The organism is Pseudoduganella danionis (assembly GCF_009720775.1).
In the GTDB taxonomy this organism is placed as follows: domain Bacteria; phylum Pseudomonadota; class Gammaproteobacteria; order Burkholderiales; family Burkholderiaceae_D; genus Rugamonas; species Rugamonas danionis.
This window is the reverse complement of record NZ_WNKW01000004.1, coordinates 438,285-463,864: the sequence shown is the minus strand read 5'-3', so window position 1 is coordinate 463,864 and position 25,580 is coordinate 438,285. Positions and strand designations below refer to the sequence as shown.

Sequence of the window (25,580 nt, the reverse complement as noted above, 5' to 3'; positions counted from 1 at the left end):
TTTCGGTTCTAGCTGTGCAGACAGCGAAGCATGACACTACACCAAGTCTGATCACAGGAGAAATTATGAGCCGCACCATCGTTCAAGGCCGTCTGTCGCACCGCCTGCGCAGCCTTTACACTTCGGCCCGCATCGCCACCCAGGTGAGCCTGCGCCATCTGCTGGGCCGCCGCACGCTGCCCGCGTGGCCGCTGCTATTCGAATACGGCACGCTGTTCTGGCGCGCCCAGTTTAATCATGCCCTCAGCCTGCAGCACGATATGGACGCCTGCCGCGCCTATTTCGACAGTCTGTATAGCGTGTTCGACGACTATGCCGACGTCACCGTGCGGCCCAGCGCAGCCGATGAACCGCGCGGCCACTGGTATCTGCCGCACACCCTGCACAGCGATGTCACCGTGCTGCATTTCCACGGTGGCGGCTATGCCTTCCATGCGGCCGTGTCGCGCCACTTCGCCCGCATGCTGGCCCACTATCTGGGTGCCCCCGTGTTTGCGCCCGACTACCGGCTCACGCCCGAACATGCCCACCCGGCCCAACTGGATGATGGTCTGGCGGCCTACCGCCATCTGCTGGCGCGCGGCATCGCACCGCAGCGCATCGTCCTGTGCGGCGATTCGGCCGGCGGCCATCTGGCGCTGATGACGCTGGCACAGCTTGCTGCCGCCGGCCTGCCGCAGCCGCTGCTGACCATAGGTATCAGTCCGTGGACCGACATCGGCCGGCGCGGTGCCAGCCAGTTCGGCAACGATGCCTATGACATGGTGCAAGGCTATATGACGCTGCTGTTCGCGGCATGGCTCAAGGGCGGACAAGCACTCGACGATGCAGCGCTCTCGCCCATGGGGCAGGACTATCGCGGCTGCAGCCCGATCTACCTGCAGGCGGGCGGACGCGAAATTCTGCTGGATATGATCCGCGATTTCGCCCACAGCGTGGCGGCGCAGGGCGGGACCGTGCGGCTCGATGTCTGGCCTGACATGAATCATGAATTCCATAGCTATGGCCAGCACCTGCCGGCCAGCCGCGACGCGCTGCAGCGCCTGCGCGAAGCGATTGCGTGGGCCCGTGGCGAGACCAGCCTGCCGCCCGTCCATGCTTGCACCGACTGCGATACGTGGAGCAATCCGGCGCGGTGAACATGGAGAGGGCAGTGGGAAAAAGTATCGCCGGGACAACGCCAATACAGGCATACACGGCAGTTTGCGCTATCATCCTGTTATCCATCTTTCAATGTTTTTCCTCGTCCGGAGTTCCCTTGTTATTCGGCTTCCTGAAATCGCCCGAACTGTCACCGCGCCTGCAGCGGCTCAAGGCGTCGTCGCTGTTTTCCACGCTCACCCCACTCGAGCTGAAAATCGTCGACGACTTGCTGCACGAGCGCCGCTATCTGGCCGATGAAATCATTTTCGATGAAGGCGAGGAAGGACAGGCGCTGTATCTGATCATGTCAGGCCGCGTGATCATCAGCCGGCTACGCCCGCACGGACGCGAGGTGGTGGCGGAGATGGGACCGGGCGCCTTCTTCGGCGATCTGGCCCTGCTCGACAACTCGCCGCGCAATGCCCAGACGCGCGCGCTCGACAACTGCGAGCTGGCCGTGTTCTTCCGCGCCGACTTCATGGGCCTGATGGAAACCGATGCCGTAATCGGCTACAAGATCTCGCTGGCGCTGGCGCGCCACATCGGCACCCGCTTGCGCGAGTGGATGAGCGGCAAACCGCAGAACGAAGCCATATGAGCCGCCTGCCCGCCAAGCAGCATGCCGGACCCATCGTCTGGAGCGGCATCATCGCGGCTACCTGCGTGCTGCTGTTCCTGCTGCAACAGATGCTGTTCCTGGCCATCCCCTTCCTGCTGGCCATTGTGCTCTACTACATCTTGCAACCACCGATGCAGCGCCTGATCCGGCTCGGCATCAGCCACAATGCCGCCACCCTGATAGTGGGCAGCATGTTCCTGCTGGTGCTGATGCTGGCCGCCATGGTGGCCGTCTACTGGGAATCGGGGCCATCGGAATCCTGGCAGGCCATGCTGGGCAAATACCTGAGCGGCGGGCTGGATTTCATCCGCCACACCATGGCGACACTGGAGCGCCAGTTCCCCATCCTCAAGCAGATGAAACTCGCGCGCACCGTCAACGCGCGCATGGGCAGCTTTACCAGCACCTTTATCCAGCAGCACCTGACCGAGATACTGGTATCGGTAGCAGGCTGGCTGCCGTCGCTGCTGCTGGCGCCCTTCCTCGCCTTCTTCTTCCTGCGCGATGGGTCGCGCTTCAAGAAGTTTCTGGCGCGTGCAGTGCCGAATGCCTTCTTCGAACGCGCGCTGTATCTGCTGCATGAAGTGGACCAGACGGCGCACCGCTATTTTCAGGGCCTCATCAAGCTGACCGTGCTCGATACCATCGTGCTGGCTGTGGGGCTGTGGGCCATAGGCGTGTCCTCGCCGCTGGTGCTGGGCCTGATCGCGGCCATGCTGGCCTGGGTGCCGTATGTGGGCTCCATCGTCGGCTGCATGCTGGTGGTGATGGTGGCGTCGACCGATGCACCGACGGATCCGGCCATGGCCTACATGGCCATCGGCGTGTTCATCGCCGTGCGCCTGCTGGATGATTTCGTCTTCATGCCGCTGACGCTGGGACGCAGCCTGCACATCCACCCGCTGATCACAGTGCTGATGATCTTCATCGGCGGTTCGGTGGCCGGTGTGGCCGGCCTGATGCTGGTGCTGCCCCTGCTGGGCGTGGTGATGGTGGTGGGCGAAACGCTGGGCCGCCTAATCACCGACCCGCGCCTGCGCGCACGCCACCGCAACGCCATCCACCTGCGCACGCGGCAGGCCAGCGCCGATCTGGTCAGCTAAACAAAAGGGGCGCACATGGCGCCCCTCTTACTTGCTGCTGCCGGCTAGACTCAGGCGGCGACCGCCTGTGCCGCCGGTGCGGCGGTGCTGTCGTCGTCGGCACGGATCAGGTGATCGAAGGCCGACAGGGCAGCTTTGGCACCTTCGCCGGTAGCGATGATGATCTGCTTGTACGGTACGGTGGTCACGTCGCCGGCAGCAAACACGCCCGGTACCGAAGTCTGGCCGCGGCTATCGATTTCGATTTCACCGTGACGCGACAGGGCGACCGTGCCTTTCAGCCATTCCGTATTCGGCACCAGACCGATCTGCACAAACACGCCTTCCAGCTCGATCTTCTTGGCCTCGCCCGACACGCGGTCGTTGTAGCTGAGGCCATTGACGATCTTGCCGTCGCCATGGATTTCCGTGGTCTGGGCCGAGACGATTACCGTCACGTTCGGCAGGCTGCGCAGCTTGCGCTGCAGCACCGCGTCAGCGCGCAGTTCGGCGCCGAACTCGATCAGCGTCACGTGCTGGACCAGACCGGCCAGATCGATGGCCGCTTCCACGCCCGAGTTACCGCCGCCGATCACAGCCACGCGCTTGCCCTTGAACAGCGGGCCATCGCAGTGCGGGCAGTAAGCCACCCCGTGGTTACGGTATTCCTTCTCGCCCGGTACATTGATTTCGCGCCAGCGCGCACCGGTAGCCAGAATCACCGACTTGGCTTTCAGCGTGGCACCGCTGGCCGTCTGCACTTCGATCACTTTACCGGGTACCAGCTTGGCCGCGCGCTGGGTATTCATGATGTCGACCGCGTATTCCTTGACGTGCTGCTCGAGCGCTACGGCAAACTTCGGCCCTTCCGTCTCTTTCACGGAAATGAAGTTTTCGATCGCCAGCGTATCGAGCACCTGACCGCCGAAGCGTTCCGCCACCACACCGGTGCGTATGCCTTTGCGGGCCGCGTAGATGGCCGCTGCCGCACCGGCAGGACCACCGCCGACGATCAGCACATCGAACACGTCTTTCTGGTTCATTGCTGCAGCCTGGCGGGCACCGGCATTGGTGTCCAGCTTGGCCAGAATTTCTTCCACGCTGCTGCGGCCCTGACCGAAGTGCTCGCCGTTGAGGAACATCATGGGCACGGCCATGATCTGGCGCGCTTCCACTTCCTGCGGGAATACGCCGCCATCGATGGTGGTCACTTTGATGCGTGGATTGATCACCGCCATCGCGTTGAGGGCCTGTACCACTTCCGGGCAGTTGTGGCAGCTCAGCGAGATGAAGGTTTCGAATTCGTAATCGCCGTCGAGATTGCGGATCTGCTCGATCACGGCGTCGTCAAATTTGATGGTGTGGCCGCCTACCTGCAGCAGGGCCAGTACCAGCGAGGTGAATTCATGGCCCATGGGCACACCGGCAAAACGTACGCCGATATCGCTGCCAGCACGGTTGATGCTGAACGAAGGCAGGCGCACGCCGGGATCGGCACGCTTGACCAGCGTAATCTTGTCGCTCAGCGAGACGATGTCCTGCAACAGTGCTTCCATCTCTTGCGCCTTGGCGCTGCTATCGAGCGCGGCGACCAGTTCGATCGGTTGCACGACTTTTTCGAGGTAGGCTTTCAACTGGGTTTTGAGCGATGCATCCAACATGATTCTTTTCCTTACAAATATTTAGGCGTATGCCGGGCCGGACGCCCGGACCGGCATCGCGGTATTACTGTAATGGTGCTGCAGTCTTCAAGACTTAGATCTTGCCGACCAGGTCCAGCGATGGGGTCAGCGTGGCAGCGCCTTCGGTCCATTTAGCTGGGCAAACTTCGCCTGGGTGGGAAGCCACGTACAGCGCAGCTTTGACTTTGCGCAGCAGTTCGGAAGCGTCGCGGCCGATGCCGTTGTCGTGCACTTCCATCACTTTGATCTGGCCTTCCGGGTTGATCACGAAGGTACCGCGCAGTGCCAGGCCTTCTTCTTCGATCATCACTTCGAAGTTGCGCGACAGGGTGCCGGTTGGGTCGCCGATCAGCGGGTAGTTGACTTTTTTGATCGCGTCCGAGGTGTCGTGCCAGGCTTTGTGCGCGAAGTGGGTGTCGGTCGAAACGCCGTACACGTCCACACCCAGCTTGGCGAATTCAGGCTGGTGATCAGCCAGATCTTCCAGTTCGGTTGGGCAGACGAAGGTGAAGTCGGCTGGGTAGAACATCAGAACCGACCATTTGCCTTTCAGGGATTCATCGCTTACGTCGATGAATTTGCCGTTGACGTAGGCGGTAGCTTTGAATGGTTTGATTTGGGTGTTAATCAGAGACATGGTGGTTTCCTCTTGGGTTGGGTATCATTGAGACGCCAGTGTACGGGTTTTCCGGCCATTAGGAAAATTGATTGTTCCAATACAATCAATTTGTTTTAGCTATCGACCCGTGATGGCGGATAGTTATTATCACTGTTTCAAGCGACCGGCGCATGACGCCAGCGGCTGCCGCGCCGGCGTTCAGACCTGCTGGGCACGCAGCATGGCATCGAATTCCTGGGCCGGGATAGGGCGCGAGAACAGATAGCCCTGGCCATAGTCGCAGCCCGCTTCGGCCAGCAGCGCACGCTGCTGCTCGGTCTCCACCCCTTCCGCGATCACGCGCAGGCCCAGTTTGTGGGCCATTACGATGATGGCGTCCGACAACGCCATATCGCTCGAATCCGGCGCCAGATTGCGCGTGAAGGAACGGTCGATTTTCAGATAATCGATGTCGAATTTCTTCAGATAGGACAGCGAGGAATAGCCGGTGCCGAAGTCGTCCAGCGCCACCTGTATGCCGGCATCGCGCAGCTGCAGCAGCTTGTTGCTGACCGTGGTATTGGCGTCGAGCAGCATGCCTTCCGTGATTTCCACCACCAGCGCCTGGCCGGACAGGGTCAGGCCCTGCATCTGGCGCTGCCATTCCAGATAACTGCCATCGTCACGCTGGAATTCCAGCGGCGACTGGTTGACGCTGATCTGGAAGTCCGGATGGTGCTCGCTGCGCCAGCGCTGTACCCAGCGCGCCGATTCACTGAACACCCACATGCCGATGTCGAAAATCAGCCCGCTAGCCTCGGCCAGCGGGATGAAATCCATCGGGCTGACCAGCCCGCGCGTAGGATGGCGCCAGCGGATCAGCGCTTCGGCCTTGTGGATGCGGCCCGTCTTCAGGTGCACGATGGGCTGGAAGTACAGCTCCAGTTGGCCCTCTTTGACGGCATTGCGCAAGTCATTGGTCAGGCGCATGCGCGTCAGGGCTTCCACCTGCAGCGCCGGCGTGAAGTAGCTGTAGCGGTTGCGCCCTGCGCCCTTGGCCGCATACATGGCCTGATCGGCATGCTTGAGCAGATCGTCGATATCGTCGGCATCGTCGGGATACAAGGTGATGCCGATACTGGCCGACACAAAAGCTTGCTCCTGCCCCAGCGCGAACGGCTGGCGCATGCGGTCGATGATGTTCTGCGCGATCGCTTCCACCCGCTCGGTGCTGTCGAGTTCCGACAGGATCACGGTGAATTCGTCGCCGCCCAGCCGCGCCACCGTATCGGATCTGCGCACGCAGTCGCTGATGCGGCGGGCCGCATCGATCAGCAGCACATCGCCCTGATGGTGGCCCAGCGTATCGTTGACTTCCTTGAAGTGGTCGAGGTCGATGAACAGAATCGCGATGCGGCTACGGCTGCGCTGGCTCTTGAGCAGATCCAGCGCCAGCCGGTCGAGGAACATGCGGCGATTCGGCAGCTGGGTCAGCGGATCGAAATTGGCCTGATGCCAGACTAGCTGTTCCGTCTGCTTCTTGTCCGTCACATCCTCGATCATGCACAGGTGCAGGGCATGGCTGTCCGGCGGGGTTTCGATGGCCGTCACGGAGACGGCGATCCAGACCATTTCGCCATCGGAGCGGAACATGCGGTTGCTCACCTTGAAATTGCTGATCTCGCGGGCCATCAGGCGCGTCATCTGGGTCCTGACCTGGGCCACATCGTCCGGGTGGCCGGAATCGAGCCAGCGCATATTGCTCAGCACTTCATGCGAGCGGCCGAGAATTTCCTGATAGCGCGGATTGATGTCGCGGTATTCATAAGTCACGGAATCGATCAGCGCGATACCCAGCGGAGAGGCTTCAAACATGGTGCGGAAGCGCTGCTCGCCAGCGCGGATTTCCGCATTGGTACGGCGCCGTTCGCGCGTCAGCATGCTGTAATGGATCACCGCGCCCACCAGCAGCAGCACGGCCACACCGGCCAGCGCACGGTACAGCCAGCGCAAGCGGCTGGCGCTGCTGTCTACGTTGTAGAGAAAACCGTCGAGACTGACCTGCTTGGGCACCATGCCCAGGCCCGCATAGACATCGGCGATATGGCGCCAGCGCTCGGGATTCATATAGCCGATTTCCACCAGCACGGGCTGCACCAACGGCACCATCTGGTGCGCCTCGTACAGCAGATGTTGACGGTCGCCACCGCGCGCATAGTACTTGAGGATCAGTTCCACGGTTTCTTCCGGGTGGCTCATGGCCCATTGCCAGCCGCGCATGCTGGCTTCGCGGAAAGCGCGTACACGGGCCGGATGGTCGGCAATTTCCTTTTCGCTCGTGAACAGATTGTCGCCGTAGAAATCGATGCCGACCGAACGCGGACTGTAGATTTCGTAAGGGAAGCCGCGCCGCTCGAACAGCTCAGGCTCATTGGTGGTGTAGATGGCCATGGCCTGCACTTTGCCGTTGATCAGGTCATTGACGTTGTAGCTGTGCTCGACGCGCTGGAAACTGTTGGCCGGTATGCCTTCCTTGACCAGATAGGCCAGCAGCTCATCGGAGTTGCCGAGTTCATCCGTGAGCGTGCCTATCATGGCGCGCTGGCCGATGATGCGACGCAGGTCCGGCTCGCTGCTGGTCTGGCGCATGGCTAGCGCATACGGCGAATGCTGGAAGATTACGCCCAGCACCACCACCGGCTTGCCGGCCACACGGGCCAGCAGCAGGCTGCTCGCACCCGTGCCGTACTGGGCCTTGCCCGATTCCACATTGCGCTCGGGCTCGTTGCCATCCGTACCTTCGAGGATGCGCACATCCAGCCCCGCTTCGCGGTAATAGCCCTGCTCCACGGCCGCGTAATAGCCGGCAAACTGGAACTGATGGTGGTGCTTGAGCTGCAGCGTGACCTGTTCCAGCGCCTGTGCCGGCACCAGCCCGCCTGCGCCCAGCAGCAGCGCCAGCAGCACCGGCCGCAATAAACGGGCGGCCAGACTTGCAAAAATGGCAGGTGTAGCTGGATGCACGAGAGGTCCTAAGGGCGGCAATGGAAACCAGATTGTAGCCGGTTCAGCCTGCCCACATGCCATTCAGCAAGCTGATGCTGCAAAAACTAAAGGACGGCGCAGCCTAAGCTGGGCCGTCCCCGCTGGAACGCTGCATCGGGCCTGATTAAGGGATGCTTACAGGCACTGGTGCTTGTATATAGTCACTTTTACCAAGTTGACCTTCGACATTCCGGCCCCAGCCCCACAAGCTATTGTCCGAGCGCAGGCCAAAGGTGTGGGCGTTACCGGCCGTCACAGAAATCCAGTTGCTGGCTGTGCCGATCTGCACCGGCTCTGCCACGTCCGGACCACCATTGCCCAACTGGCTCTCGGCATTGCTTCCCCAGCCCCATAACTGGCCGTCACGCGTTACCGCCATGCTATGCGCCACGCCGGCCGACACCACCGCCCAGTTCGTGGCAGTGGAAATCTGCACGGGCGCCGTTACGCTGGCCGATCCATTGTTACCCACCTGACCGTTCAAGTTATAGCCCCAGCCATACATGGAACCGTCGGCGCGCACGGCCAGCGAGTGGTTGCTACCAGCCGCAACCGAAGCCCAGGTCGACGTGCCTATCTTCACTGGCGCCGTCACATCCACTTGAGTGCCATTGCCAACCTGACCATTGGCATTGCCACCCCAGGCGTACAGGTTGAGCGTGTCTTTGGTGATGGCCAGCGTATGGGTTTCGCCCGCGCTCACGGACAGCCAGCCGCCCGTGGTAGGGGAAGTGATTTTGGTGGGCACCAGCCGGTCTATGGTGCTGCCGTCACCGAGCTGGCCATTGAAATTGCGCCCCCACGCATACAGCACGCCGGAGGTCTTGATGGCGAAGGCATGGCCTTTGCCGGCCGCTACATACGCCCAGTCGGTATCCTTGCCAATTTTGGCGGGGATGGCATGGTCCACCGTCGTGCCGTCGCCAAGGCGGCCATTCTGGTTGAACCCCCACGACCAGATGGTGCCGTCGCTGCGCAATGCCACGACAAACTGTTCGCCCACGGCGATCTGTTTCCACAGCAGGCTGCCACCGCTGACCTGTACTGGCGCATTGCGGTCTATCGTGGTGCTGTCGCCGAGCTGGCCACGGATATTGGAGCCCCATGCATACAGGCTGCCATCGGCCTTGCGCGCCAGGGTCTGGTTGCCACCGGCTACCACATTGGCCCATGGCGCGATCACACTCAGGTTGATACTGCCGCTAATACCTTCCTGGGTAGCGGTAAAGGTATCCGCACCAACGGCCTTGGCAGTCACGCTACCGCTGGAGAATATGGTGGCCACTGCGCCCGTACCTTTGTAAGCCCAGACCAGTCCCGTGGCCGTGGTCAATACCTTGGTGGTGTTATCGGAATACGTGCCGGTTGCCGTCAGCTGCATGGTGGTGCCGACCGGTATGGTGCTGCTCGGCGCCGTCACGGCGATCGATTTCAGCACAGCCGGTGCCGGCGTGGAGGAGCCGCCACCACCGCCGCCACAGGCTGCCAACACGCCCAGCAGCGGCAGCAGCAAATAGGTTTTACAGAATTTTTTCATGATCTTCCAGTTCGCCGTAGGAGGGAGGCCACGCGCATAGGTGGCCAGCTTGCGAACTAGTGTAGCGGCAAAACCGGCCCCAGCATCGCTGGAGCAGGGCGGAAAACCGGGGCTAGCTCGCCCCTTAGGACGCCGGCCCGCAAGGGGGTCGGCTGAGAAGGCAAACAAGATTGCGATGAGAAAAAAATAAGTGCCGTAAGAACTTATTTGCGGCCACGGGGGCTGGCCGGTTTCTTGACCTTGATAGTATCCAGTATCGAGGCACGCGGCTTGGTTTCCAGCGATTTGCGCGCCGTCAGCGAACCCGTCAGCGCATTCGCCCGGGCAGCGCGCGCCGGTGGCTGGGCCGCAACCACCACGCCAGATTTGCCGGCCCGTCCAGCCCGTCCAGCCGGCGCTGCAGCAGGCACAGCAGGGGCTGCCGCATAGCCGCCTGCTTTGCCGCCGCCTTTGCCTTTGGCCGGCGCGGCGCCGCTGTAGGCATTACCGGCCGCTTCGCCGGCCGACCATGCAGGAATCAGGTGGCGCTCGCCGTTGCCGATCAGATCGGCACGGCCCATGGCCACCAGCGCTTCGCGCAGGATAGGCCAGTTCTCCGGGTCCTGATAGCGCAGGAAAGCCTTGTGGGTACGGCGAATCTTGCCGCTGCGGGCGGTTTCCACCACTTCCGAATCGGCCGTGACCTTGTGCAGCGGGTTGCGGCGCGAGTGGTACATGGTGGTCGCCATGGCCATGGGCGTGGGCATGAAGGTCTGCACCTGATCGAGCTTGAAGTTATTCTTCTTCAGCCACAGCGCCAGATTCAGCATGTCCAGATCGGTCGTGCCCGGGTGGGCTGCGATGAAATACGGGATCAGGTACTGCTTCTTGCCCGCTTCCAGCGAGAAACGGTCGAACATTTCCTTGAACTCGTCGTAAGCACCGATGCCGGGCTTCATCATCTTGTTCAGGGTGTTTTCTTCCGTGTGCTCGGGGGCGATTTTCAGCAGACCGCCCACGTGGTGGGTCACCAGTTCTTTCACGTATTCGGGCGAACGCACGGCCAGATCGTAGCGCAGGCCCGAAGAAATCAATATCTTCTTCACGCCCGGAATCGCGCGCGCCTTGCGGTACAGCGCAATCAGCTTGCTGTGGTCGGTGCCGAGATTGACGCAGATGGACGGGAACACGCAGGACAGGCGGCGGCAGGTTTTCTCGATCTCCGGTTCCTTGCAGGACAGCCGGTACATATTCGCGGTCGGGCCGCCCAGATCGGAAATCGTGCCCGTGAAGCCCTTGGTCTTGTCGCGGATGTGCTCGATCTCGCGCAAAATCGACGGCTCGGAACGGCTCTGGATGATGCGGCCTTCGTGCTCGGTAATCGAGCAGAAAGTGCAGCCGCCGAAGCAGCCGCGCATGATGTTGACGGAGAAGCGGATCATTTCCCATGCAGGAATGCGTGCCTTGCCGTAGGACGGGTGTGGTGCACGGGCATAGTTCATGTCGTACACGCCATCCATCTCATCCATGCGCAGCGGCAGTGGCGGCGGGTTCAGCCACACATCGCGTTCACCGTGCGCCTGCACCAGTGCGCGCGCATTGCCGGGATTCGATTCGAGGTGAAACACGCGCGAAGCGTGCGCATACATCACCGGATCGGTGCTCACCGTTTCGAACGAAGGCAGACGCACCACCGTGCGCTGGTGTTTTTCGCGCTCCATGGCCTGACGCTCGGCGCGGCTCATGATGCGGATGGGCTTTTCCACCACCGCCGGAGCGACCGGCGCAGCAGCGGCCGCGGCACCTTCCGTCCCCGCTGCAGGCGTCTCGGCACCGCCATTGCTGGCGCACGAAGGCGTGTTCGGCTGCACCATCAGATAAGGGTCGGGATGGGCATCCACCTTGCCCGGCGTATCGACGCGGGTGCTGTTATGCACGCCCCATTCAGGCGTCGGCAGCCAGCCGCTAGGCACCAGGAAGGCCGTACCGCGCAGGTCGCGTATGGTCTTGATTTCTTCGCCCGCGTTCATGCGGTGGGTCAGGTCCACCAGCGCGCGTTCGGCATTGCCGAAGATCAGCAGGTCGGCCTTGGAATCGACCAGCACGGAGCGGCGCACCTTGTCCGACCAGTAATCGTAATGGGCGATGCGGCGCAGCGAGGCTTCGATAGAACCGATCACCACGGGTATGCCCGGATAAGCTTCGCGCGCGCGCTGGGCATAGGCCGTGACGGCGCGGTCCGGACGTTTATTCGGCTCGGCATTGGCCGTGTAAGCATCTTCCGAGCGGATTTTGCGGTCGGCCGTGTAGCGGTTGACCATGGAATCCATATTGCCCGCCGTGATGCCGTAATACAGGCGCGGCTTGCCCAGCACGCGGAACGCTTCCGCAGAAGTCCAGTCCGGCTGGCTGATGATGCCGACGCGGAAGCCTTGCGCTTCCAACAGACGGCCGACCAACGCCATGCCGAAGCTCGGGTGGTCGATGTAGGCGTCGCCGGTGACCAGGATCACGTCGCACTCGTCCCAGCCGAGCGCGTCCATCTCGGCGCGTGACATCGGCAGGAAAGGCGCAGCAGCAGCGCGGGCAGACCGCTTGGGGACGGTCGCAAATAAATTGGTAGGGGAGTTCATATCGGACGGCATTGTACCGGAAATGCGCCGCCCCCGCTTGCCGTGCAAACGGAAAACCTTTTAGTATTCAAACACTTGGGCATATCAGGCAAGCTGGACAATCCGGCAATGATGTCAGAATGATCTTGCATGCAGGCCGCCGTTTGCTATAAAGGAGGCATCACCTCGCGCGGGAGAATGCCATGCAACGCCGCCTCTACTTTACGCTGCCCGATGCGGGCAGCGCCCGTGCCGTGCTGGACGAGCTGCTGCTGGCACGGGTCAGCATACGCCACATCCACTTTCTGGCCCGTCAGGCCATGGCCGCAGAACTACCCACGCTGGGCCTGCTGGGCCGTACCGACATCGTGCATGGTGCCCAGTTGGGCGCGGCGCTAGGCGCCGTGATCGGTCTAGCCTGCGCCATAGGGCTGGCTTTTTATCCGATCGCGGGCTGGACTGCAGGTACATTCACCATTTTGCTGCTGATGCTGGGCGGCGCCGTGCTCGGTAGCTGGGCCAGCGCCATGAATGCGGCGGCCGTACCGAATACGCGGCTGCGCCGCTTTGCGGCCGCACTGGCACAAGGGCGCGTTCTGCTCATCCTCGATCTGCCGGCTGCCCGGGTCGATGACATCGAAGCCATGATGGCCCAGCGCCACCCTGCTGCCAGCTTTGGCGGCATGGAGCCGCCCGCGCTGGCTTTTCCCTGACGCTGAAGTGCGGGGTTCAGATGCCCATGCTGGAGAGTATATTGCCCAGCTCACGCAAGGCCGGTTCCAGATGAGGGTGTTTGACGGCAAACTTGGCACCGAGTTCCTGCGCGCGCTCGGCCAGACCATAGGTGCTGCTTTCTTCTGCAGCATCGGCTGAGGCGGCAGCATTAGCGGCCAGCAGCTGTTTGATATCGCCATCGAGCTGGGCCAGCAGAGTACGCGATTCCTCGTCCAGCGGGCCGCTCTGGGCCAGATGGCTGTGCAGGGAATTCAGTGTGGCCTTGAGTTTGCTATCCATGTTGCAATCCTAATCGTTGAAGTGGGTGGCGCAATACAGCGCTTCGACGCGCTCGCGCGCCCACGGGGTTTTGCGCAGGAATTTCAGGCTGGATTTGATGCTGGGGTCGCTCATAAAACAGTTGATCGCGATGCGCTGGGCCAGTTGCTCCCAGCCGTAATACGCATGCAGACGGATCAGTATCGCTTCCAGTGTCATGCCCTGCAATTGTTTGCTCATACTTTATCTTACCCATAAAAAAAGGCCGCTGTGCCGATTTTCACATAAATCGGCACAGCGACCCGTGGCAGCAGCGCTGGGCGGCTTATTTTTCCGTCAGGCCGCGACGCTCGAGCAGCGGTTCGACGGTGGCATCACGGCCACGGAACTTGCGGTACATCTGCATGGCATCCATGGTGCCGCCGCGCGACAGCAGCATCTTGCGGAACCAGTCGCCGTTCTTGCGCAGCATGCCGCCTTGCTCGTTGAACCAGTTGACGGTATCGGCATCGAGCTTCTCCGACCACAGGTAGCCGTAATAGCCGGCCGTGTAGCCACCGGCGAAGGTGTGCGAGAAATAGGTGGTGCGGTAGCGCGGTGGCACGGGCGCGTAATCGATGCCGGCCGACTTCAGCGCGTCCGCTTCAAACCCGAGTACATCGCTCGGGATCTGCGCCACACCGAGCTGGTGCCATTTTTGATCCAGTATCGATGCGGCCAGATATTCCGTGGTGCGGAAACCTTCGTTGAATTTCTTCGAAGCGATCACCTTGTCCAGCAATTCCTTGGGCATGGCGGCGCCCGTCTGGTAGTGGGTGGCGTAGTTGGCCAGCACTTCCGGCCAGACCGACCACATCTCGTTGACCTGCGACGGGAATTCGACGAAATCGCGCGGCACGCGGGTGCCGGAGAAGCGCGGATAGGTCACATCGGAGAACATGCCATGCAGCGCATGGCCGAACTCGTGGAACAGCGTGCGCAGTTCGTCGTAGGTCAGCAGCGTGGCTTCGCCATCCTTGGGCTTAGGGATGTTGAGGTGGTTGGCCACTACGGGATGCGTGCCCATCAGCTTGGACTGCGACACATAGGCATTCATCCATGCACCACCGCGCTTGTTGCTGCGTGCGTAGAAGTCGGCCAGGAAGATGGCCAGCTGCTTGCCATTCGCATCGTACACGTCGAACACGCGCACATCGGGATGGTAGACGGGCAGATCCTTGCGTTCCTTGAACGTCAGGCCGTACACCTTGTTGGCGGCGAAGAACACGCCCTTGGTCAGTACGTTGTTGAGCTCGAAGTAGGGGCGCAACTGGTTCTGGTCGAAGTTGAAGCGCTCGGCGCGCACCTTGTCGCTGTAGAACGACCAGTCCTGCGCGGCCAGCTCGAAGCCGCCCTGTTCGCGGTTAATCACCTGCTGGATTTCGGCGCCTTCTTTTTTGGCATTGGCCACGGCAGGGCGGGCGAATTCGGCCAGCATGCGGTTGACGGCCTGCGCATCATGCGCAGTCTGGTCTTCCAGTGCATAGTCGGCATAAGTGGCATAACCGAGCAGCGCGGCCTTCTCGGCGCGCAGCCGCACGAGTTTCAACACCACTTCACGGTTGTCGAACTGGCCACCGTGGCTGCCGCGTTCCAGCGACGCCGCCATCAGGCGTTCGCGCACGGCTCGGTTGGTCAGCACGGCCAGATTGGCCTGCCCCGTGGTGTTCACCACCGGGATCACGAATTTGCCGTCCATGCCGCGCGCCTTGGCCGCCGCCGCAGCTGCGTCGATGGCAGCATCGGACATACCGGCCAGCTCGGCACGGGTATCGACGACCAGTGCCGACGCATTGGCTTCTTCCTGCACGTTCTGGGCAAACGCCGTCTGCAGATTGGCGAGCTGGCCATTCATGCTCTTCAGCTTTTCCTTGTCGGCGGCCGACAGGCGCGCACCGGCCCGCACGAAGTCGGTGTGGTAGCGCTGCAGCAGGTATTTGGCTTCCGCGTCGAGGTGCAGCTTGTCGCGTTTGTCGTACAGCGACTTGATGCGCGCATACAGCTTCTCGTTGAGGCGAATGGCATCGCTGTGCGCGGCCAGCTTGGGCGACAGCTCGCGCTCGAGCGCCTTGAAGCTGTCGTTGGTGTTGGCACCGGACAGATTGCCGAACACCGAGCTCACGCGCGACAGCAGCTGGCCCGATTTTTCCAGCGCCACGATGGTGTTGTCGAAAGTGGCAGGCTGGGGATTGTTGGCGATGGCTTCGATCTCGGCAGCGTTGATGCGCATGCCTTCGGCAAACGCCGGCGCATAGTCTTCGTTCTTGATCTGGTCGAACATCGGGTAGCCGAAAGGCAGTGTGCTGGCCTTGGCGAACGGATTACTGGCGGGCAGCATGGCAGCCGGTTCGGCGGCCTGCGCGGCATTGCACACGATGGCAACGGCAGCAGCGATCATCAGATGACGGTTCATGGTTTTCCTGTTGTAAGTTGTAGGTTTAAGCTGTGCTCGGCGCCGGCTTATTTCAGGCCGCGGCGTTCCAGCAGCGGCTCGATGACGGCATCGCGGCCACGGAAGTTACGGAACAGATTCATTGCATCATCCGTACCGCCGCGCGACAGCAGCTTGTTGCGGTACCAGTCGCCGCTGGCGCGCTTGAGGCCGCCGTTCTGCTTGAACCAGACTTCCGTATCGGCCGTCAGCTTTTCCGACCACAGGTAGGCGTAATAACCTGCCGCATAGCCACCCGAGAAGCTATGCGAGAAATAAGTGGTGCGGTAGCGCGGCGGCACAGGCGCAAAGTCCACCCCCAGATCTTTCAGCGCTTCCGCTTCGAAGCCCAGTACATCGGTCGGAATCTGGGCCGGGGTCAGTTGGTGCCAGCGCTGGTCCAGCAGCGAGGAAGCCAGATATTCGGTGGCGGTAAAGCCGCGGTTGAATTTGCGCGACTCGATGACCTTGTCCAGCAACTCTTTCGGCATCGGTTCGCCCGTCTTGTAATGCTTGGCGTAGTTGGCCAGCACTTCCGGCCACACGGCCCACATTTCATTGGCTTGCGATGGGTATTCCACGAAGTCGCTAGGCACGCTGGTGCCCGAGAAGCGCGGATAGGTCACGTTGGAGAACATGCCATGCAGCGCATGGCCGAATTCGTGGAAGGCGGTAGACACTTCATCATAAGTCAGCAGGGTCGGTTCGCCAGCCGGCGGCTTGGGAATGTTGAGGTGATTGGCCACCACCGGATGACGACCGAGCAGCTTGGATTGCGAGCTGTATTCATTCATCCATGCGCCGCCTTGCTTGTTGCCGCGCGCGTACATGTCGGCGATGAAGATGGCCAGCTGTTTGCCGTTGGCGTCGAACACATCGAACACGCGCACGTCCGGGTTGTACACGGGCAGGTCTTTGCGCTCCTTGAAGGAGATGCCGTACAGCTTGTTGGCGGCAAAGAACACGCCCTTGGTCAGTACGTTATCCAGCTCGAAGTAAGGCTTGATCTGCTTCTCGTCGAAGGCATAGCGCTGGGCGCGCACCTTGTCGGCGTAATAGGCCCAGTCGGCGGCGCCGAGCTGGAAGCTGCCGCCCTCGGCCACCACCATGGCTTGCAGGTCGGCCGCTTCCTTGCGTGCATTGTTCACGGCCGGTTTGGCCAGATCACCGAGCAGCTGGTTGACCGATTTGGTGTCGTGCGCAGTCTGGTCATCGAGTGCATAAGCAGCGAAGTTGGCATAACCGAGCAGGGTGGCTTTTTCAGCGCGCGCCTTGGCGATTTTCAGCACCGTCTCGCGGCTATCGAATTCACCGCCATGGCTACCGCGTGCCAGCGACAGCGCCATCAGCTTTTCACGCACGGCGCGGTTGCTCAGTTCGGCCAGTGCCGGCTGGCCGCTGGTGTTGACGATGGCGACCAGGAATTTGCCATCCTGACCTTTGGCCTTGGCGGCCGCAGCAGCGGCGTCGATGGCGGCCTCGCTCATGCCGGCCAGCTCGTCGCGGCTATCCACGATCAGCGCCGAAGCATTGGCTTCCTTCAGCACGTTCTGGGTGAAGGCGGTCTGCAGGGTGGCGATGCTGGCGTTGAGGTTTTTCAGCTTTTCCTTGTCGGCGTCCGATAGCTGGGCGCCAGCGCGCACGAAGTCCTTGTGATAGCGCTCCAGCAGGTGGCGCGCTTCGGCGTCCAGCTTGAGCTTGACGCGCTGCTGGTACAGGCTGTGCACACGGGCGAACAGCTTGGGGTTGAGGTAAATCGCGTCGCCATGGGCGGCCAGCCTGGCCGACATTTCGCTGTCCACCGCATCCATCTTGTCGTTGGTATTGGCGCCTTGCAGATTGTAGAACACGGTCTGGGTGCGGCTCAGCAGCTCGCCCGATTTTTCCATCGCCACGATGGTGTTCTCAAACGTGGCCGGCTTCGGGTTGCCGGCAATTGCGGCGATTTCTTCCAGCTGGATGCGCATGCCCTCGTTAAACGCCGGTACGAAATGCTCGTCCTTGATCTGGTCAAACACGGGATAGTTGAACGGCAGCTTGCTGGCCGTGGCCAGCGGATTGCCGGCCAGGGTGGCCGGTGCCGCTAGTACAGTCTGGGAAAACGCCAGACCGAGGGCGGCCGCGACGATGAGCATTTGAGGACGGGACATGGGGAACTCTTTCATTAAACGCCGGTGGAAGATGCTGACGCGCAGGCGGAAAGCCGGCAACCGCAGCAGTTGCAAAGGCGATCATAGCAGCGGCTCAGGTCGGCCGTCACGGGCAAAAAATGCTGCACTGCACTTTGTCGGAGAGTTCCCTATTTTTCCAAACAAAGCTTGGCCGCTAGTGGCCTAGCTACGGGATGTGCAGTGCTCAAATGCAACATGGCAGAATTACTGCGGAATTTCCGGCTCCACCAACTGGGCCAGCAGGGCCAGCGATTCCTGCCAGCCCAGATAGCACGCTTCAGGCGGGATCACTTCCGGCACGCCCTGCTGCACCACGGCCATCTCCGTACCGCAGAACACGCTGCGCAGGGCGATCGTGGTCTGCATCTGGCCGGGCAGATTGGGATCATCGAAGCTGGCCGTGTAGATCAGTTTTTCGTTCGGCACCAGTTCCAGATACTCGCCGCCGAAGGCGTGCGTATTGCCACTGGCAAAATGGGTAAAGGACATGCGGTAGCTGCCGCCCACACGCGCATCGAGGCCATGCACCTTGCCGCTAAAGCCATGCGGCGGCAGCCACTTGGCCAGCGCATCGGCATCCAGAAACGCCCGGTAGATACGCTCGGCCGGGGCGCGCATTACGCGGTGCAGCTTGATAGTGTGGGTCATGGTTCTGCTCCTGTGGAATACGGTGGAAGGCCATCAGGCTGCCCCGTGCCACCTGACCGGCGCTGCAGCTTTACGCTACACTGCCAGCCTGATGAAAGCTACAGGACTTATTGATGGAAAACGAAGCTGAACTGCTGGCGACTCTGGCGCAGCAGGAAAACGCATTGCAATTTACCACTTTCAGCAGCGATACGGCGCTCGCGCTGGGCCTGAAAGTGATAGAACTGGCCCGACAGCGGCAGAAAAACGTCACGGTGCAGATTAGCCTGAACGGCAAGCTGGTATTCCAGCATGCCATGCAGGGCTGCACGGCCGATCAGGCCGACTGGATACGGCGCAAGAGCAATGTGGTGCTGCGCTTTGGCCGCAGCTCGTATGCGGTGGGCTGCGACTACCGCCAGCGCGGTGTGGCCTTCGACCAGCAGAAGCATCTGCCGGCGGAAGAGTATGCAGCCTTCGGTGGCGCCTTCCCCATCCTGTTGCGTGGCACGGGCATGATAGGCACGGCCGCCGTTTCCGGCCTGCGTCAGGCCGAGGACCATGCGCTGCTGGTGGAGGCGCTCGAAGCCGTGCTGAACTAGCCCGGCCTAGTAGTGTGGTGGCGGTTCGTGCGCCAGCGGCGCGGCGCCCGCATTGCGCGCCTGATCGCGCACATGCTGCACCAGCAGATTGCATAGCTGCTCGAGCTTGTCGATCTGCTGCTGCTGTTCGTAGACGCGCTGGTTCAGCGCTTCCACCAGATGTTCCTGATGGGCCAGTTTGATTTCTATGTCGATAAATCGGTCTTCAGTGTTGCTCACGGCATGCTCCCGGCTGGAAAGCATGCATTTTACCGGCTCCGCCGCTTCAGGACTTGGCAATCGCCAGCCGCTTGCCGGCGCCAGCTTGGCCACGCCGCTGTAACAGGGTGGGCGCGCTGGCCGCGGCAGCAGCCGCCCCGGCTTCCGGCACATTGTTGGCACCTGCCGAAGCGGGCAACTGGAAGCTGCTGACGGCCTTGAGCAGTTCATGCGCCTGCTCGCGCATGCTTTGCGCCGCCGCTGCCGCCTGTTCCACCAGTGCCGCGTTACGCTGGGTCAGGTCGTCCATTTCCGTGATGGCGCTGTTGACCTCCTCGATACCCTGAGTCTGGCGGCGGCTGGCCACGCTGATGTCATTCATGATTTCCGTCACATGGCGCACCGAGGTCACGATATTGCCCATGGTCTGGCCCGCCGTATCGGCCAGCTTGCTGCCGGTTTCCACCTTGGCCACCGAGTCGTCGATCAAGTCCTTGATTTCGCGCGCAGCCTGCGCCGAGCGCTGCGCCAGCCCGCGCACTTCGGTCGCTACCACGGCAAAGCCGCGCCCCTGCTCGCCGGCACGGGCCGCTTCTACCGCCGCATTCAGCGCCAGAATATTGGTCTGGAAGGCAATCGAATCGATCAGCGAAATAATGTCGACCACGCGCGCCGAACTTTCCTTGATGGAGGCCATGGTGCCCACCATCTGCTCCATCACCTGCCCGCCCTGCACGGCCACATCGGAAGCGGACACCACCAGCTGGTTGGCCTGCTGGGCGTGATCGGCATTCTCGCGCACGGTGTCGGTCAGCTCGTGCATGGAGGCCGCCGTTTCTTCCAGCGAGCTGGCCTGCGATTCCGTGCGGGCCGACAGGTCGGCATTGCCTTGCGCGATTTCGCTGGCTTCCTGGGTAATCGTATGGCCGGCCGTGCGGATATCCGTCAGCAGATGGGTCCAGTTATCGATCACCGTGCTCAGGGCACGCGACAGCGCGCCCATTTCATCGTCGCGCCGCATTTCCACCGGCGTGGCCAGATCGCCGGCCGCCAGCCGCTCGGCAGCGGCGCAGGCATCGGCGATAGGATGCAGCACGGCGCGGGTGATGGCGCCGGTCAGCGCCAGCAGCACCAGCGAGCCTACGCCCATCACAATCAGAATTATCCATACGGCGCGGCTATCGGCCGTCTTGGCGTCCTGCAGCGACAGGTCGGCCTGTTTGTTCAGATTGCCCACCACCTTATCCAGCACGGCGCGCATCTTCTGGTACTGGCTGTCGGCGCTCTGCATGGCGGCCACACCCGTGTTGGCATCCATCGATGCCAGATCGAGCGCCTGTGCGACACCGGCGCGGTAGGCTGCCAGCATGGGCAGGGCTAGCGCTGCCTCGTTGGCACCCGTCATATCCTTGAGCCGGCCAAGCTCGCTGGCGACCTTATCGAGCTCGCCCGAAGTCTGTTTGCCGAAGCTGGCCAGCTCTGCTTCCGTGAGACTGCCGGCAATGGCGATTTTTGCGTAACTTGCAGAATGAATTTGACCCAGCACATTACTTTGCTGGCTGGCCGTTCGCAACGCCACGAAGGTAGTGTCTTTCAAGTCCTGTATGCGGCCCTCGTTATCCTGCATGGAGAAGTACGATACGGTACCGAGGAACATCAGGCAGGCTAATGCCGCTGCTGGCACGACCAGCAATTTATGTGCGATCTTCAAGGTCTATCCATCCAAAACGATGCGCGCCGCAGCGCGGCGCGCAGGCACCAGGAATCAGAGATAAATGCCGCCGCAAACTACCGTATCGTTGAGCTTCTCGCAGTACATCTGCTTGGGCTCGATCTTCTTGTTTTCCGGATTGGTGAACTTGTAGTCCTGCCAGAACGTGCCCTTGGATTTACCCAGTTCGACCCGTTCTTTCACAAAGGCTTTGCCGTCGATATCCTTCAGCTCGATCAGATTCTTGCCCACCATTTTGGCATTGCTGCCATGCGCCAGCACCGTGCCATCGAGCCGGTACACGACGATGTACAGATCATGCAGGATGAACTGCGGCGCCTTGGCAGTGAAGTCGCCATAGGCCTTGGCGTCTCCTTCTTTCTTGATATGCGCCACGGCTTTTTTGACCATGGCTTCGGCATCGGCACGGGTGGCACCACCTTCGGCAGCGTGGAGAGACGGCACCAGCGCGCAAGCAGCCACAGCCAATGCCAGACGGAGGGAAGTAGTCTTTAGCATGATGTCTCTTTTTGTAATGGAATCAGGATGAAAGTTGACGTGCATTAACATTTGCACGACGACTTCATACTAGTCCTGTTCTTCCACCCGTGCACAGACGGCACGGCGAATTGTGTCGGCGCGGCGTGTTTTTACAACATCCGCGCAACACTCAAATCAGCGTTATTTGCGTAAGCGTCATGATTGCTTCAGGACTTGGGTGTAGCCAGCAATTCCTTCATTCTTGCTAGCCGCTCTTTGGGCGTCAGCACTTCGGATTCAGCCGGTACGGCCGTACCCACATCGAGTGCCATTTCCTTGATGAAGCGGGAGGGATCGCAGTGCACCAGTTCGCCGGCGCGCTTGCGCTTCTTGCACCAGCTGATGTGCAGCGTGCGCTGGGCCCGCGTAATGCCCACATACATCAGGCGGCGTTCTTCCTGCACCCGTGCGGCGATCTGCTCGGCCGGCGCGTCAGCATCGCCCTTGTGCGGCAAGATGCCTTCTTCCACGCCCACCAGAAACACGTGGGGATATTCCAGCCCTTTCGACGCATGTAGCGTCGACATGCGCACCGCATCGGGATCTTCGTCCTGCCCTTCCAGCATGGACATCAGGGCCACCATCTGGGTCAGTTCCAGCACATTCTTTTCGTCGCCATCGCGGTCCTTGCCGCCACGGCCCCGTTCCTTGAGCCAGTTGGTGAACTCCAGCACGTTCTGCCATTTGCTCTGGGCCGCGCGCTCGTCGAACATATCGTACAGATAGGATTCGTAGTTGATGGCTTCGAGCAGATCATCGAGCACCTGCGCCGCATTGTCGCCACTGCCACTGGGACCCGGGCGGCTCGCGCGCGATTCCAGATCGTTGATGAAGTTGCAGAACTCGCGCAGCGGACGCAGCTGCTTTTCCGCCAGCAGCGCTTCGATGCCGCCCTTGAACACGGCTTCGAACAGCGAGCACTGCCACTGGCCCGAGAAAGTACCCAGCGTTTCCAGCGTCGACTGGCCCACGCCGCGCCGTGGCGTGGTGACGGCGCGGATGAAGGCCGGATCATCGTCGGTATTGGCCAGCAGGCGCAGATAGCTGATGATGTCCTTGATTTCCGCCTTGTCGAAGAAGCTCTGGCCGCCCGAGATGGTGTAGGGGATGCGCTCCTTGCGCAGGCATTGCTCGATCACGCGCGCCTGATGGTTGCCGCGGTACAGAATGGCGTAGTCGGACCACTTGTTCTTGCGCTCGAAATGGTCGGCCGAAATCATGATGGCCACCTGCTCGGCTTCCTGATCGTCATTGGCCATGCCCAGCACCTTGATCGGCTCGCCCAGCCCGTGCTCGGACCACAGCGATTTCTCGAACAGCTTGGGGTTGTTGCCGATCACGGCATTGGCCGCCTGCAGAATGCGCGTGGTGGAGCGGTAGTTCTGCTCGAGCTTGATCACTGCCAGATCAGGGAAATCCGTCTGCAGGGTTTTCAGGTTTTCCACCGAAGCGCCGCGCCATGCATAGATGGCCTGATCGTCATCGCCCACGGCAGTGAACATGGGCTTCTTGCCCAGCCCCGTCACCATCAGCTTGACCAGCTCGTACTGGCAGGTATTGGTGTCCTGATACTCGTCCATCAGCAGGTAGCGCAGGCGGCGCTGCCATTTGTCGCGGATAGGTTCGTTGTTGCGGAACAGTTCCACCGGCAGGCGGATCAGATCGTCGAAGTCCACCGCCTGATAGGCCGACAGCGTGGCCACATAGCTGGCGTAGATACGCGCCGACTGGGCCTGGTCTTCATCCTTGGCCTGATTCAAGGCCAGCACGGGATCGATCAGGCCATTCTTCCACAGCGAGATATCGGTCTGGATGCGGCGCACGATCTGCTTGTCCGTGGTGATGGCCAGATCCTGGATCAGCGAACCGCAGTCGTCACTGTCGATGATGGAAAAGCGGTCTTTCAATCCCACCCCGTTGGCTTCCTGCCGCAATATCTTCACGCCCAGCGAGTGGAAAGTGGATACGGTCAGCTGCTTGGCCTGACGCGGCTGCTTGAGCAGCTTGGCGATACGTTCCTGCATTTCCAGCGCCGCCTTGTTGGTAAAGGTCAGCGCGGCAATCGTGCGCGGGTCATAGCCGCGGTCCTCGATCAGGTGGGCAATTTTCTGCGTGATCACGCGGGTCTTGCCCGAGCCGGCGCCGGCCAGCACCAGACAGGGGCCGTCCAGATAGGTCACGGCCTCGCTTTGCGGAACATTCAGGCCGAACATGGGGGCTTTGGACATCGGATGGCGCTCTTGCAGGGAAAATCAGAATCGCATTGTAGCAGCCCGCCGGAACGGTCCGGACAAGCTGGGGATACTTGCGTTACCATGCAGGATCGAGGTGCTTGCGCCTGACCTGAAACACAAAGATCATGAAATTCGAACATCTGATAGAAATTAACGACCCGCTCAACCCGCTGCTCGAACCGCTGAGCGTGGAACAACTATGGCGCGGTCTGGTGCTGCGGGCCGAATCGCCGCAGCTATTCATGCCCCATCTCGATGAATGCCTGATCGATGAACGCAACGTGGAAGGCTTGCGCCGCCGTTTGCGCTACGGCGAGCTGGTGGTGGAAGACCGGGTCGAGTTCGAGCCCATGCGGCAGGTGCGCTATCTGATCGCGGCACAAGGTGAAATCAGCGCTTCCAGCCTGATCATGAGTATCGAAAGCCCGACCGAGGGTGCGCTGTTCGTGCGCTTCCAGTACGACGATGGCCACGATGCCGCCACCGATGCGGCCAACAGCATGTATGACGATTACCGCCGCTCGGCCTACCATGCGGCCGATCTCGATACCATCCGCGTGCTGCGCGATATGGCCGAGCAGGGCCGGCTCGATTCGCTGCTGAACTGATCAGGCGGCCGCGCGCCCGCCCCACACCTGTTCCATGCGCAGCGGTGGCGCCTGCAGGGCCGCCGCCTGAGCCATGGTGAGCGCATCTCGGATGCCGTGCACGCCGGTACGCGTGTCGCGCGGCTGGCTGCGTGCCAGCGGGCCGCTACGCGGGCACAGCACGGTTTCCACTTGCGGCGTGGTCGATTGCAGGCCGCGCCGTGCCACCACTGCCACTTCCCCATTCAGCAGCCGCACATAGGTGCCCACCGGATAGATGCCTAGCGCGCGGATCAGCATGGGCGCCAGATTGCCGTCGACCGTGACATTGGCATCGAGCAGCAGATCGCGCAGGGCCAGATTCGGTGCCATGGTCTTGCGGTAGGCGCGCTCGCTGACGCGTGCGCAATAGCGGTCGGCCAGCGCCAGCAGCCGTGCCAGCGGCGGGATCTGGGCGCCCGCTTTGCGCAGCGGATAGCCGCTGCCATCTTCGTTCTCGTGGTGGTGCAGCACGCATTCCAGCCAGCGGGCATCGTCGATGCCGGCCGCGCGCAGCAATTGCACGCCGCGCTCGCAATGATGCAGCACCATGGCGCGGTCGCTGCTGCACAGCTCCTCGCTGCATTCCTGCAGGCGCTGGTGCTGGGCCAGCATGCCCACATTCATGGTCAGGGCTGCCAGCGTCAGGCTGCGCACCTCCGGTTGCGCCAGCTGGCGCGCCTGTCCCAGCAGATGGACGATGATGGCGCTGTTCAGGCTGTGACGTATGCTGTAGGGCAGGCTTTGCTGGTTGTGCAGGATGGCTGCCACGGCCACATCGGTGTCGACTGCCACCGCCTTGGCCACCAGACCGGCGACCATTTCCAGCCGTACCAGCACATCATGCGGCGCCGTGCCCTGCTCGATCAGAGGCAACAGGGCGGCCAGCTGCTGGCCGGCGGCATTGAGTTTGCGCACGGCCGAAGCAGGCACGCTGCTCTGGCCGCTGTAATCCTCGTACACGCCCTGCGCCACCAGCGAACTGATCTGGCTCACGCTGGCCAGCATATGGCCTTTGCGTACCATTAAGTCGCCATTTTCACCGTACACATTCCATGGCATGGGCATGCCCAGATGCAGATCGGCCGCCGTCACTTTACGTATATTCATT

The 25,580-nt window shown here is 61.5% G+C and carries 21 protein-coding genes; 6 read left to right on the top strand and 15 right to left on the bottom strand.

The genetic code is table 11. The features are described from left to right. The first annotated feature begins 65 nt into the window (after window positions 1–65). The 3 genes from GM655_RS16560 (at window position 66) to GM655_RS16550 (ending at window position 2,865) form a co-directional block, all read left to right on the top strand. Window positions 66–1,139: an alpha/beta hydrolase gene (locus GM655_RS16560; protein ID WP_155435775.1), complete on the top strand. Its 1,074-nt coding sequence runs from the start codon at window positions 66–68 to the stop codon at window positions 1,137–1,139. A gap of 119 nt (window positions 1,140–1,258) precedes the next feature. Next, on the top strand, window positions 1,259–1,741 hold the full coding sequence (locus tag GM655_RS16555) for a cyclic nucleotide-binding domain-containing protein (protein WP_155435774.1): 483 nt from the start codon (window positions 1,259–1,261) through the stop codon (window positions 1,739–1,741). Further along, window positions 1,738–2,865 (top strand): AI-2E family transporter, encoded by a 1,128-nt coding sequence (locus GM655_RS16550; protein WP_155435773.1) that lies wholly within the window; start codon window positions 1,738–1,740, stop codon window positions 2,863–2,865. The genes GM655_RS16555 and GM655_RS16550 overlap by 4 nt, the downstream gene beginning before the upstream one ends. 50 nt (window positions 2,866–2,915) lie before the next feature. On the opposite strand, the gene ahpF is transcribed toward GM655_RS16550, so the two are convergent. The 5 genes from ahpF to GM655_RS16525 all read right to left on the bottom strand — a co-directional run bounded on the left by ahpF (window position 2,916) and on the right by GM655_RS16525 (window position 12,318). Next, a complete protein-coding gene (gene ahpF / locus GM655_RS16545) occupies window positions 2,916–4,505 on the bottom strand; it encodes an alkyl hydroperoxide reductase subunit F (protein ID WP_155435772.1) in 1,590 nt (529 codons plus the stop codon). 94 nt (window positions 4,506–4,599) lie between these two features. Next, entirely contained in the window at window positions 4,600–5,163 is a 564-nt protein-coding gene (gene ahpC, locus GM655_RS16540) for an alkyl hydroperoxide reductase subunit C (RefSeq protein ID WP_155435771.1), read from the bottom strand. Between the two features lie 180 nt (window positions 5,164–5,343). Continuing rightward, window positions 5,344–8,148, bottom strand: coding sequence for an EAL domain-containing protein (locus GM655_RS16535; RefSeq protein ID WP_371866862.1), 2,805 nt, complete (start codon window positions 8,146–8,148; stop codon window positions 5,344–5,346). A 145-nt stretch (window positions 8,149–8,293) separates the two neighbouring features. Further along, on the bottom strand, window positions 8,294–9,706 hold the full coding sequence (locus tag GM655_RS16530; RefSeq protein WP_155435769.1) for an RCC1 domain-containing protein: 1,413 nt from the start codon (window positions 9,704–9,706) through the stop codon (window positions 8,294–8,296). Between the two features lie 203 nt (window positions 9,707–9,909). Continuing rightward, window positions 9,910–12,318 carry a YgiQ family radical SAM protein gene (locus tag GM655_RS16525; RefSeq protein WP_155435768.1) on the bottom strand — a complete coding sequence of 803 codons (2,409 nt, stop codon included), beginning with the start codon at window positions 12,316–12,318 and terminating at the stop codon, window positions 9,910–9,912. Window positions 12,319–12,500: 182 nt separating this feature from the next. Here GM655_RS16525 and GM655_RS16520 point away from each other — a divergent pair, with 182 nt between their 5' ends. Further along, the gene (locus GM655_RS16520) at window positions 12,501–13,010 is read left to right on the top strand and encodes a DUF1269 domain-containing protein (protein WP_155435767.1); all 510 of its coding nucleotides are present in this window, start codon (window positions 12,501–12,503) and stop codon (window positions 13,008–13,010) included. A gap of 16 nt (window positions 13,011–13,026) precedes the next feature. On the opposite strand, the gene GM655_RS16515 is transcribed toward GM655_RS16520, so the two are convergent. The 5 genes from GM655_RS16515 to GM655_RS16495 form a co-directional block, all read right to left on the bottom strand. Then, on the bottom strand, window positions 13,027–13,311 hold the full coding sequence (locus GM655_RS16515) for a DUF4404 family protein (RefSeq protein WP_155435766.1): 285 nt from the start codon (window positions 13,309–13,311) through the stop codon (window positions 13,027–13,029). A 9-nt stretch (window positions 13,312–13,320) separates the two neighbouring features. After that, entirely contained in the window at window positions 13,321–13,530 is a 210-nt protein-coding gene (locus GM655_RS16510) for a VF530 family protein (RefSeq protein WP_155435765.1), read from the bottom strand. 85 nt (window positions 13,531–13,615) lie between these two features. Then, window positions 13,616–15,742, bottom strand: a complete 2,127-nt coding sequence (locus GM655_RS16505; RefSeq protein ID WP_155435764.1) for a M3 family metallopeptidase — start codon at window positions 15,740–15,742, stop codon at window positions 13,616–13,618. A gap of 47 nt (window positions 15,743–15,789) precedes the next feature. Next, window positions 15,790–17,910, bottom strand: a complete 2,121-nt coding sequence (locus GM655_RS16500; RefSeq protein ID WP_229632601.1) for a M3 family metallopeptidase — start codon at window positions 17,908–17,910, stop codon at window positions 15,790–15,792. A 225-nt stretch (window positions 17,911–18,135) separates the two neighbouring features. Then, window positions 18,136–18,579: an SRPBCC family protein gene (locus GM655_RS16495; RefSeq protein ID WP_155435763.1), complete on the bottom strand. Its 444-nt coding sequence runs from the start codon at window positions 18,577–18,579 to the stop codon at window positions 18,136–18,138. A 113-nt stretch (window positions 18,580–18,692) separates the two neighbouring features. Here GM655_RS16495 and GM655_RS16490 point away from each other — a divergent pair, with 113 nt between their 5' ends. Continuing rightward, complete coding sequence (locus GM655_RS16490) at window positions 18,693–19,160, top strand: heme-degrading domain-containing protein (protein WP_155435762.1); 468 nt, start codon at window positions 18,693–18,695, stop codon at window positions 19,158–19,160. A 6-nt stretch (window positions 19,161–19,166) separates the two neighbouring features. Here GM655_RS16490 and GM655_RS16485 read toward each other — a convergent pair whose 3' ends face one another. From GM655_RS16485 to GM655_RS16470, 4 genes are all read right to left on the bottom strand, one after another. Then, on the bottom strand, window positions 19,167–19,379 hold the full coding sequence (locus tag GM655_RS16485; protein WP_371866861.1) for a SlyX family protein: 213 nt from the start codon (window positions 19,377–19,379) through the stop codon (window positions 19,167–19,169). Window positions 19,380–19,425: 46 nt separating this feature from the next. Further along, complete coding sequence (locus GM655_RS23250; RefSeq protein ID WP_308807414.1) at window positions 19,426–21,069, bottom strand: methyl-accepting chemotaxis protein; 1,644 nt, start codon at window positions 21,067–21,069, stop codon at window positions 19,426–19,428. Between the two features lie 54 nt (window positions 21,070–21,123). Then, on the bottom strand, window positions 21,124–21,588 hold the full coding sequence (locus GM655_RS16475) for a cache domain-containing protein (protein WP_155435760.1): 465 nt from the start codon (window positions 21,586–21,588) through the stop codon (window positions 21,124–21,126). A 188-nt stretch (window positions 21,589–21,776) separates the two neighbouring features. Then, a complete protein-coding gene (locus tag GM655_RS16470; RefSeq protein WP_155435759.1) occupies window positions 21,777–23,837 on the bottom strand; it encodes a UvrD-helicase domain-containing protein in 2,061 nt (686 codons plus the stop codon). A gap of 131 nt (window positions 23,838–23,968) precedes the next feature. On the opposite strand from GM655_RS16470, the gene GM655_RS16465 reads away from it, so the two are divergent. Continuing rightward, a complete protein-coding gene (locus GM655_RS16465) occupies window positions 23,969–24,451 on the top strand; it encodes an SRPBCC family protein (protein WP_155435758.1) in 483 nt (160 codons plus the stop codon). Here GM655_RS16465 and GM655_RS16460 read toward each other — a convergent pair whose 3' ends face one another. After that, window positions 24,452–25,579, bottom strand: a complete 1,128-nt coding sequence (locus GM655_RS16460) for an HD-GYP domain-containing protein (protein WP_229632600.1) — start codon at window positions 25,577–25,579, stop codon at window positions 24,452–24,454. Window position 25,580 lies beyond the last annotated feature (1 nt).

What these genes read in the sequence shown, in the direction of transcription:
- GM655_RS16560 (WP_155435775.1), top strand. Translation starts at nt 66, where the DNA reads ATGAGCCGCACCATCGTTCAAGGCCGTCTGTCGCACCGCCTGCGCAGC.
- GM655_RS16550 (WP_155435773.1), top strand. Translation starts at nt 1,738, where the DNA reads ATGAGCCGCCTGCCCGCCAAGCAGCATGCCGGACCCATCGTCTGGAGC.
- ahpF (WP_155435772.1), bottom strand. Translation starts at nt 4,505, where the DNA reads ATGTTGGATGCATCGCTCAAAACCCAGTTGAAAGCCTACCTCGAAAAA.
- ahpC (WP_155435771.1), bottom strand. Translation starts at nt 5,163, where the DNA reads ATGTCTCTGATTAACACCCAAATCAAACCATTCAAAGCTACCGCCTAC.
- GM655_RS16530 (WP_155435769.1), bottom strand. Translation starts at nt 9,706, where the DNA reads ATGAAAAAATTCTGTAAAACCTATTTGCTGCTGCCGCTGCTGGGCGTG.
- GM655_RS16525 (WP_155435768.1), bottom strand. Translation starts at nt 12,318, where the DNA reads ATGAACTCCCCTACCAATTTATTTGCGACCGTCCCCAAGCGGTCTGCC.
- GM655_RS16520 (WP_155435767.1), top strand. Translation starts at nt 12,501, where the DNA reads ATGCAACGCCGCCTCTACTTTACGCTGCCCGATGCGGGCAGCGCCCGT.
- GM655_RS16515 (WP_155435766.1), bottom strand. Translation starts at nt 13,311, where the DNA reads ATGGATAGCAAACTCAAGGCCACACTGAATTCCCTGCACAGCCATCTG.
- GM655_RS16510 (WP_155435765.1), bottom strand. Translation starts at nt 13,530, where the DNA reads ATGAGCAAACAATTGCAGGGCATGACACTGGAAGCGATACTGATCCGT.
- GM655_RS16505 (WP_155435764.1), bottom strand. Translation starts at nt 15,742, where the DNA reads ATGAACCGTCATCTGATGATCGCTGCTGCCGTTGCCATCGTGTGCAAT.
- GM655_RS16500 (WP_229632601.1), bottom strand. Translation starts at nt 17,910, where the DNA reads ATGTCCCGTCCTCAAATGCTCATCGTCGCGGCCGCCCTCGGTCTGGCG.
- GM655_RS16495 (WP_155435763.1), bottom strand. Translation starts at nt 18,579, where the DNA reads ATGACCCACACTATCAAGCTGCACCGCGTAATGCGCGCCCCGGCCGAG.
- GM655_RS16490 (WP_155435762.1), top strand. Translation starts at nt 18,693, where the DNA reads ATGGAAAACGAAGCTGAACTGCTGGCGACTCTGGCGCAGCAGGAAAAC.
- GM655_RS16475 (WP_155435760.1), bottom strand. Translation starts at nt 21,588, where the DNA reads ATGCTAAAGACTACTTCCCTCCGTCTGGCATTGGCTGTGGCTGCTTGC.
- GM655_RS16470 (WP_155435759.1), bottom strand. Translation starts at nt 23,837, where the DNA reads ATGTCCAAAGCCCCCATGTTCGGCCTGAATGTTCCGCAAAGCGAGGCC.
- GM655_RS16465 (WP_155435758.1), top strand. Translation starts at nt 23,969, where the DNA reads ATGAAATTCGAACATCTGATAGAAATTAACGACCCGCTCAACCCGCTG.
- GM655_RS16460 (WP_229632600.1), bottom strand. Translation starts at nt 25,579, where the DNA reads ATGAATATACGTAAAGTGACGGCGGCCGATCTGCATCTGGGCATGCCC.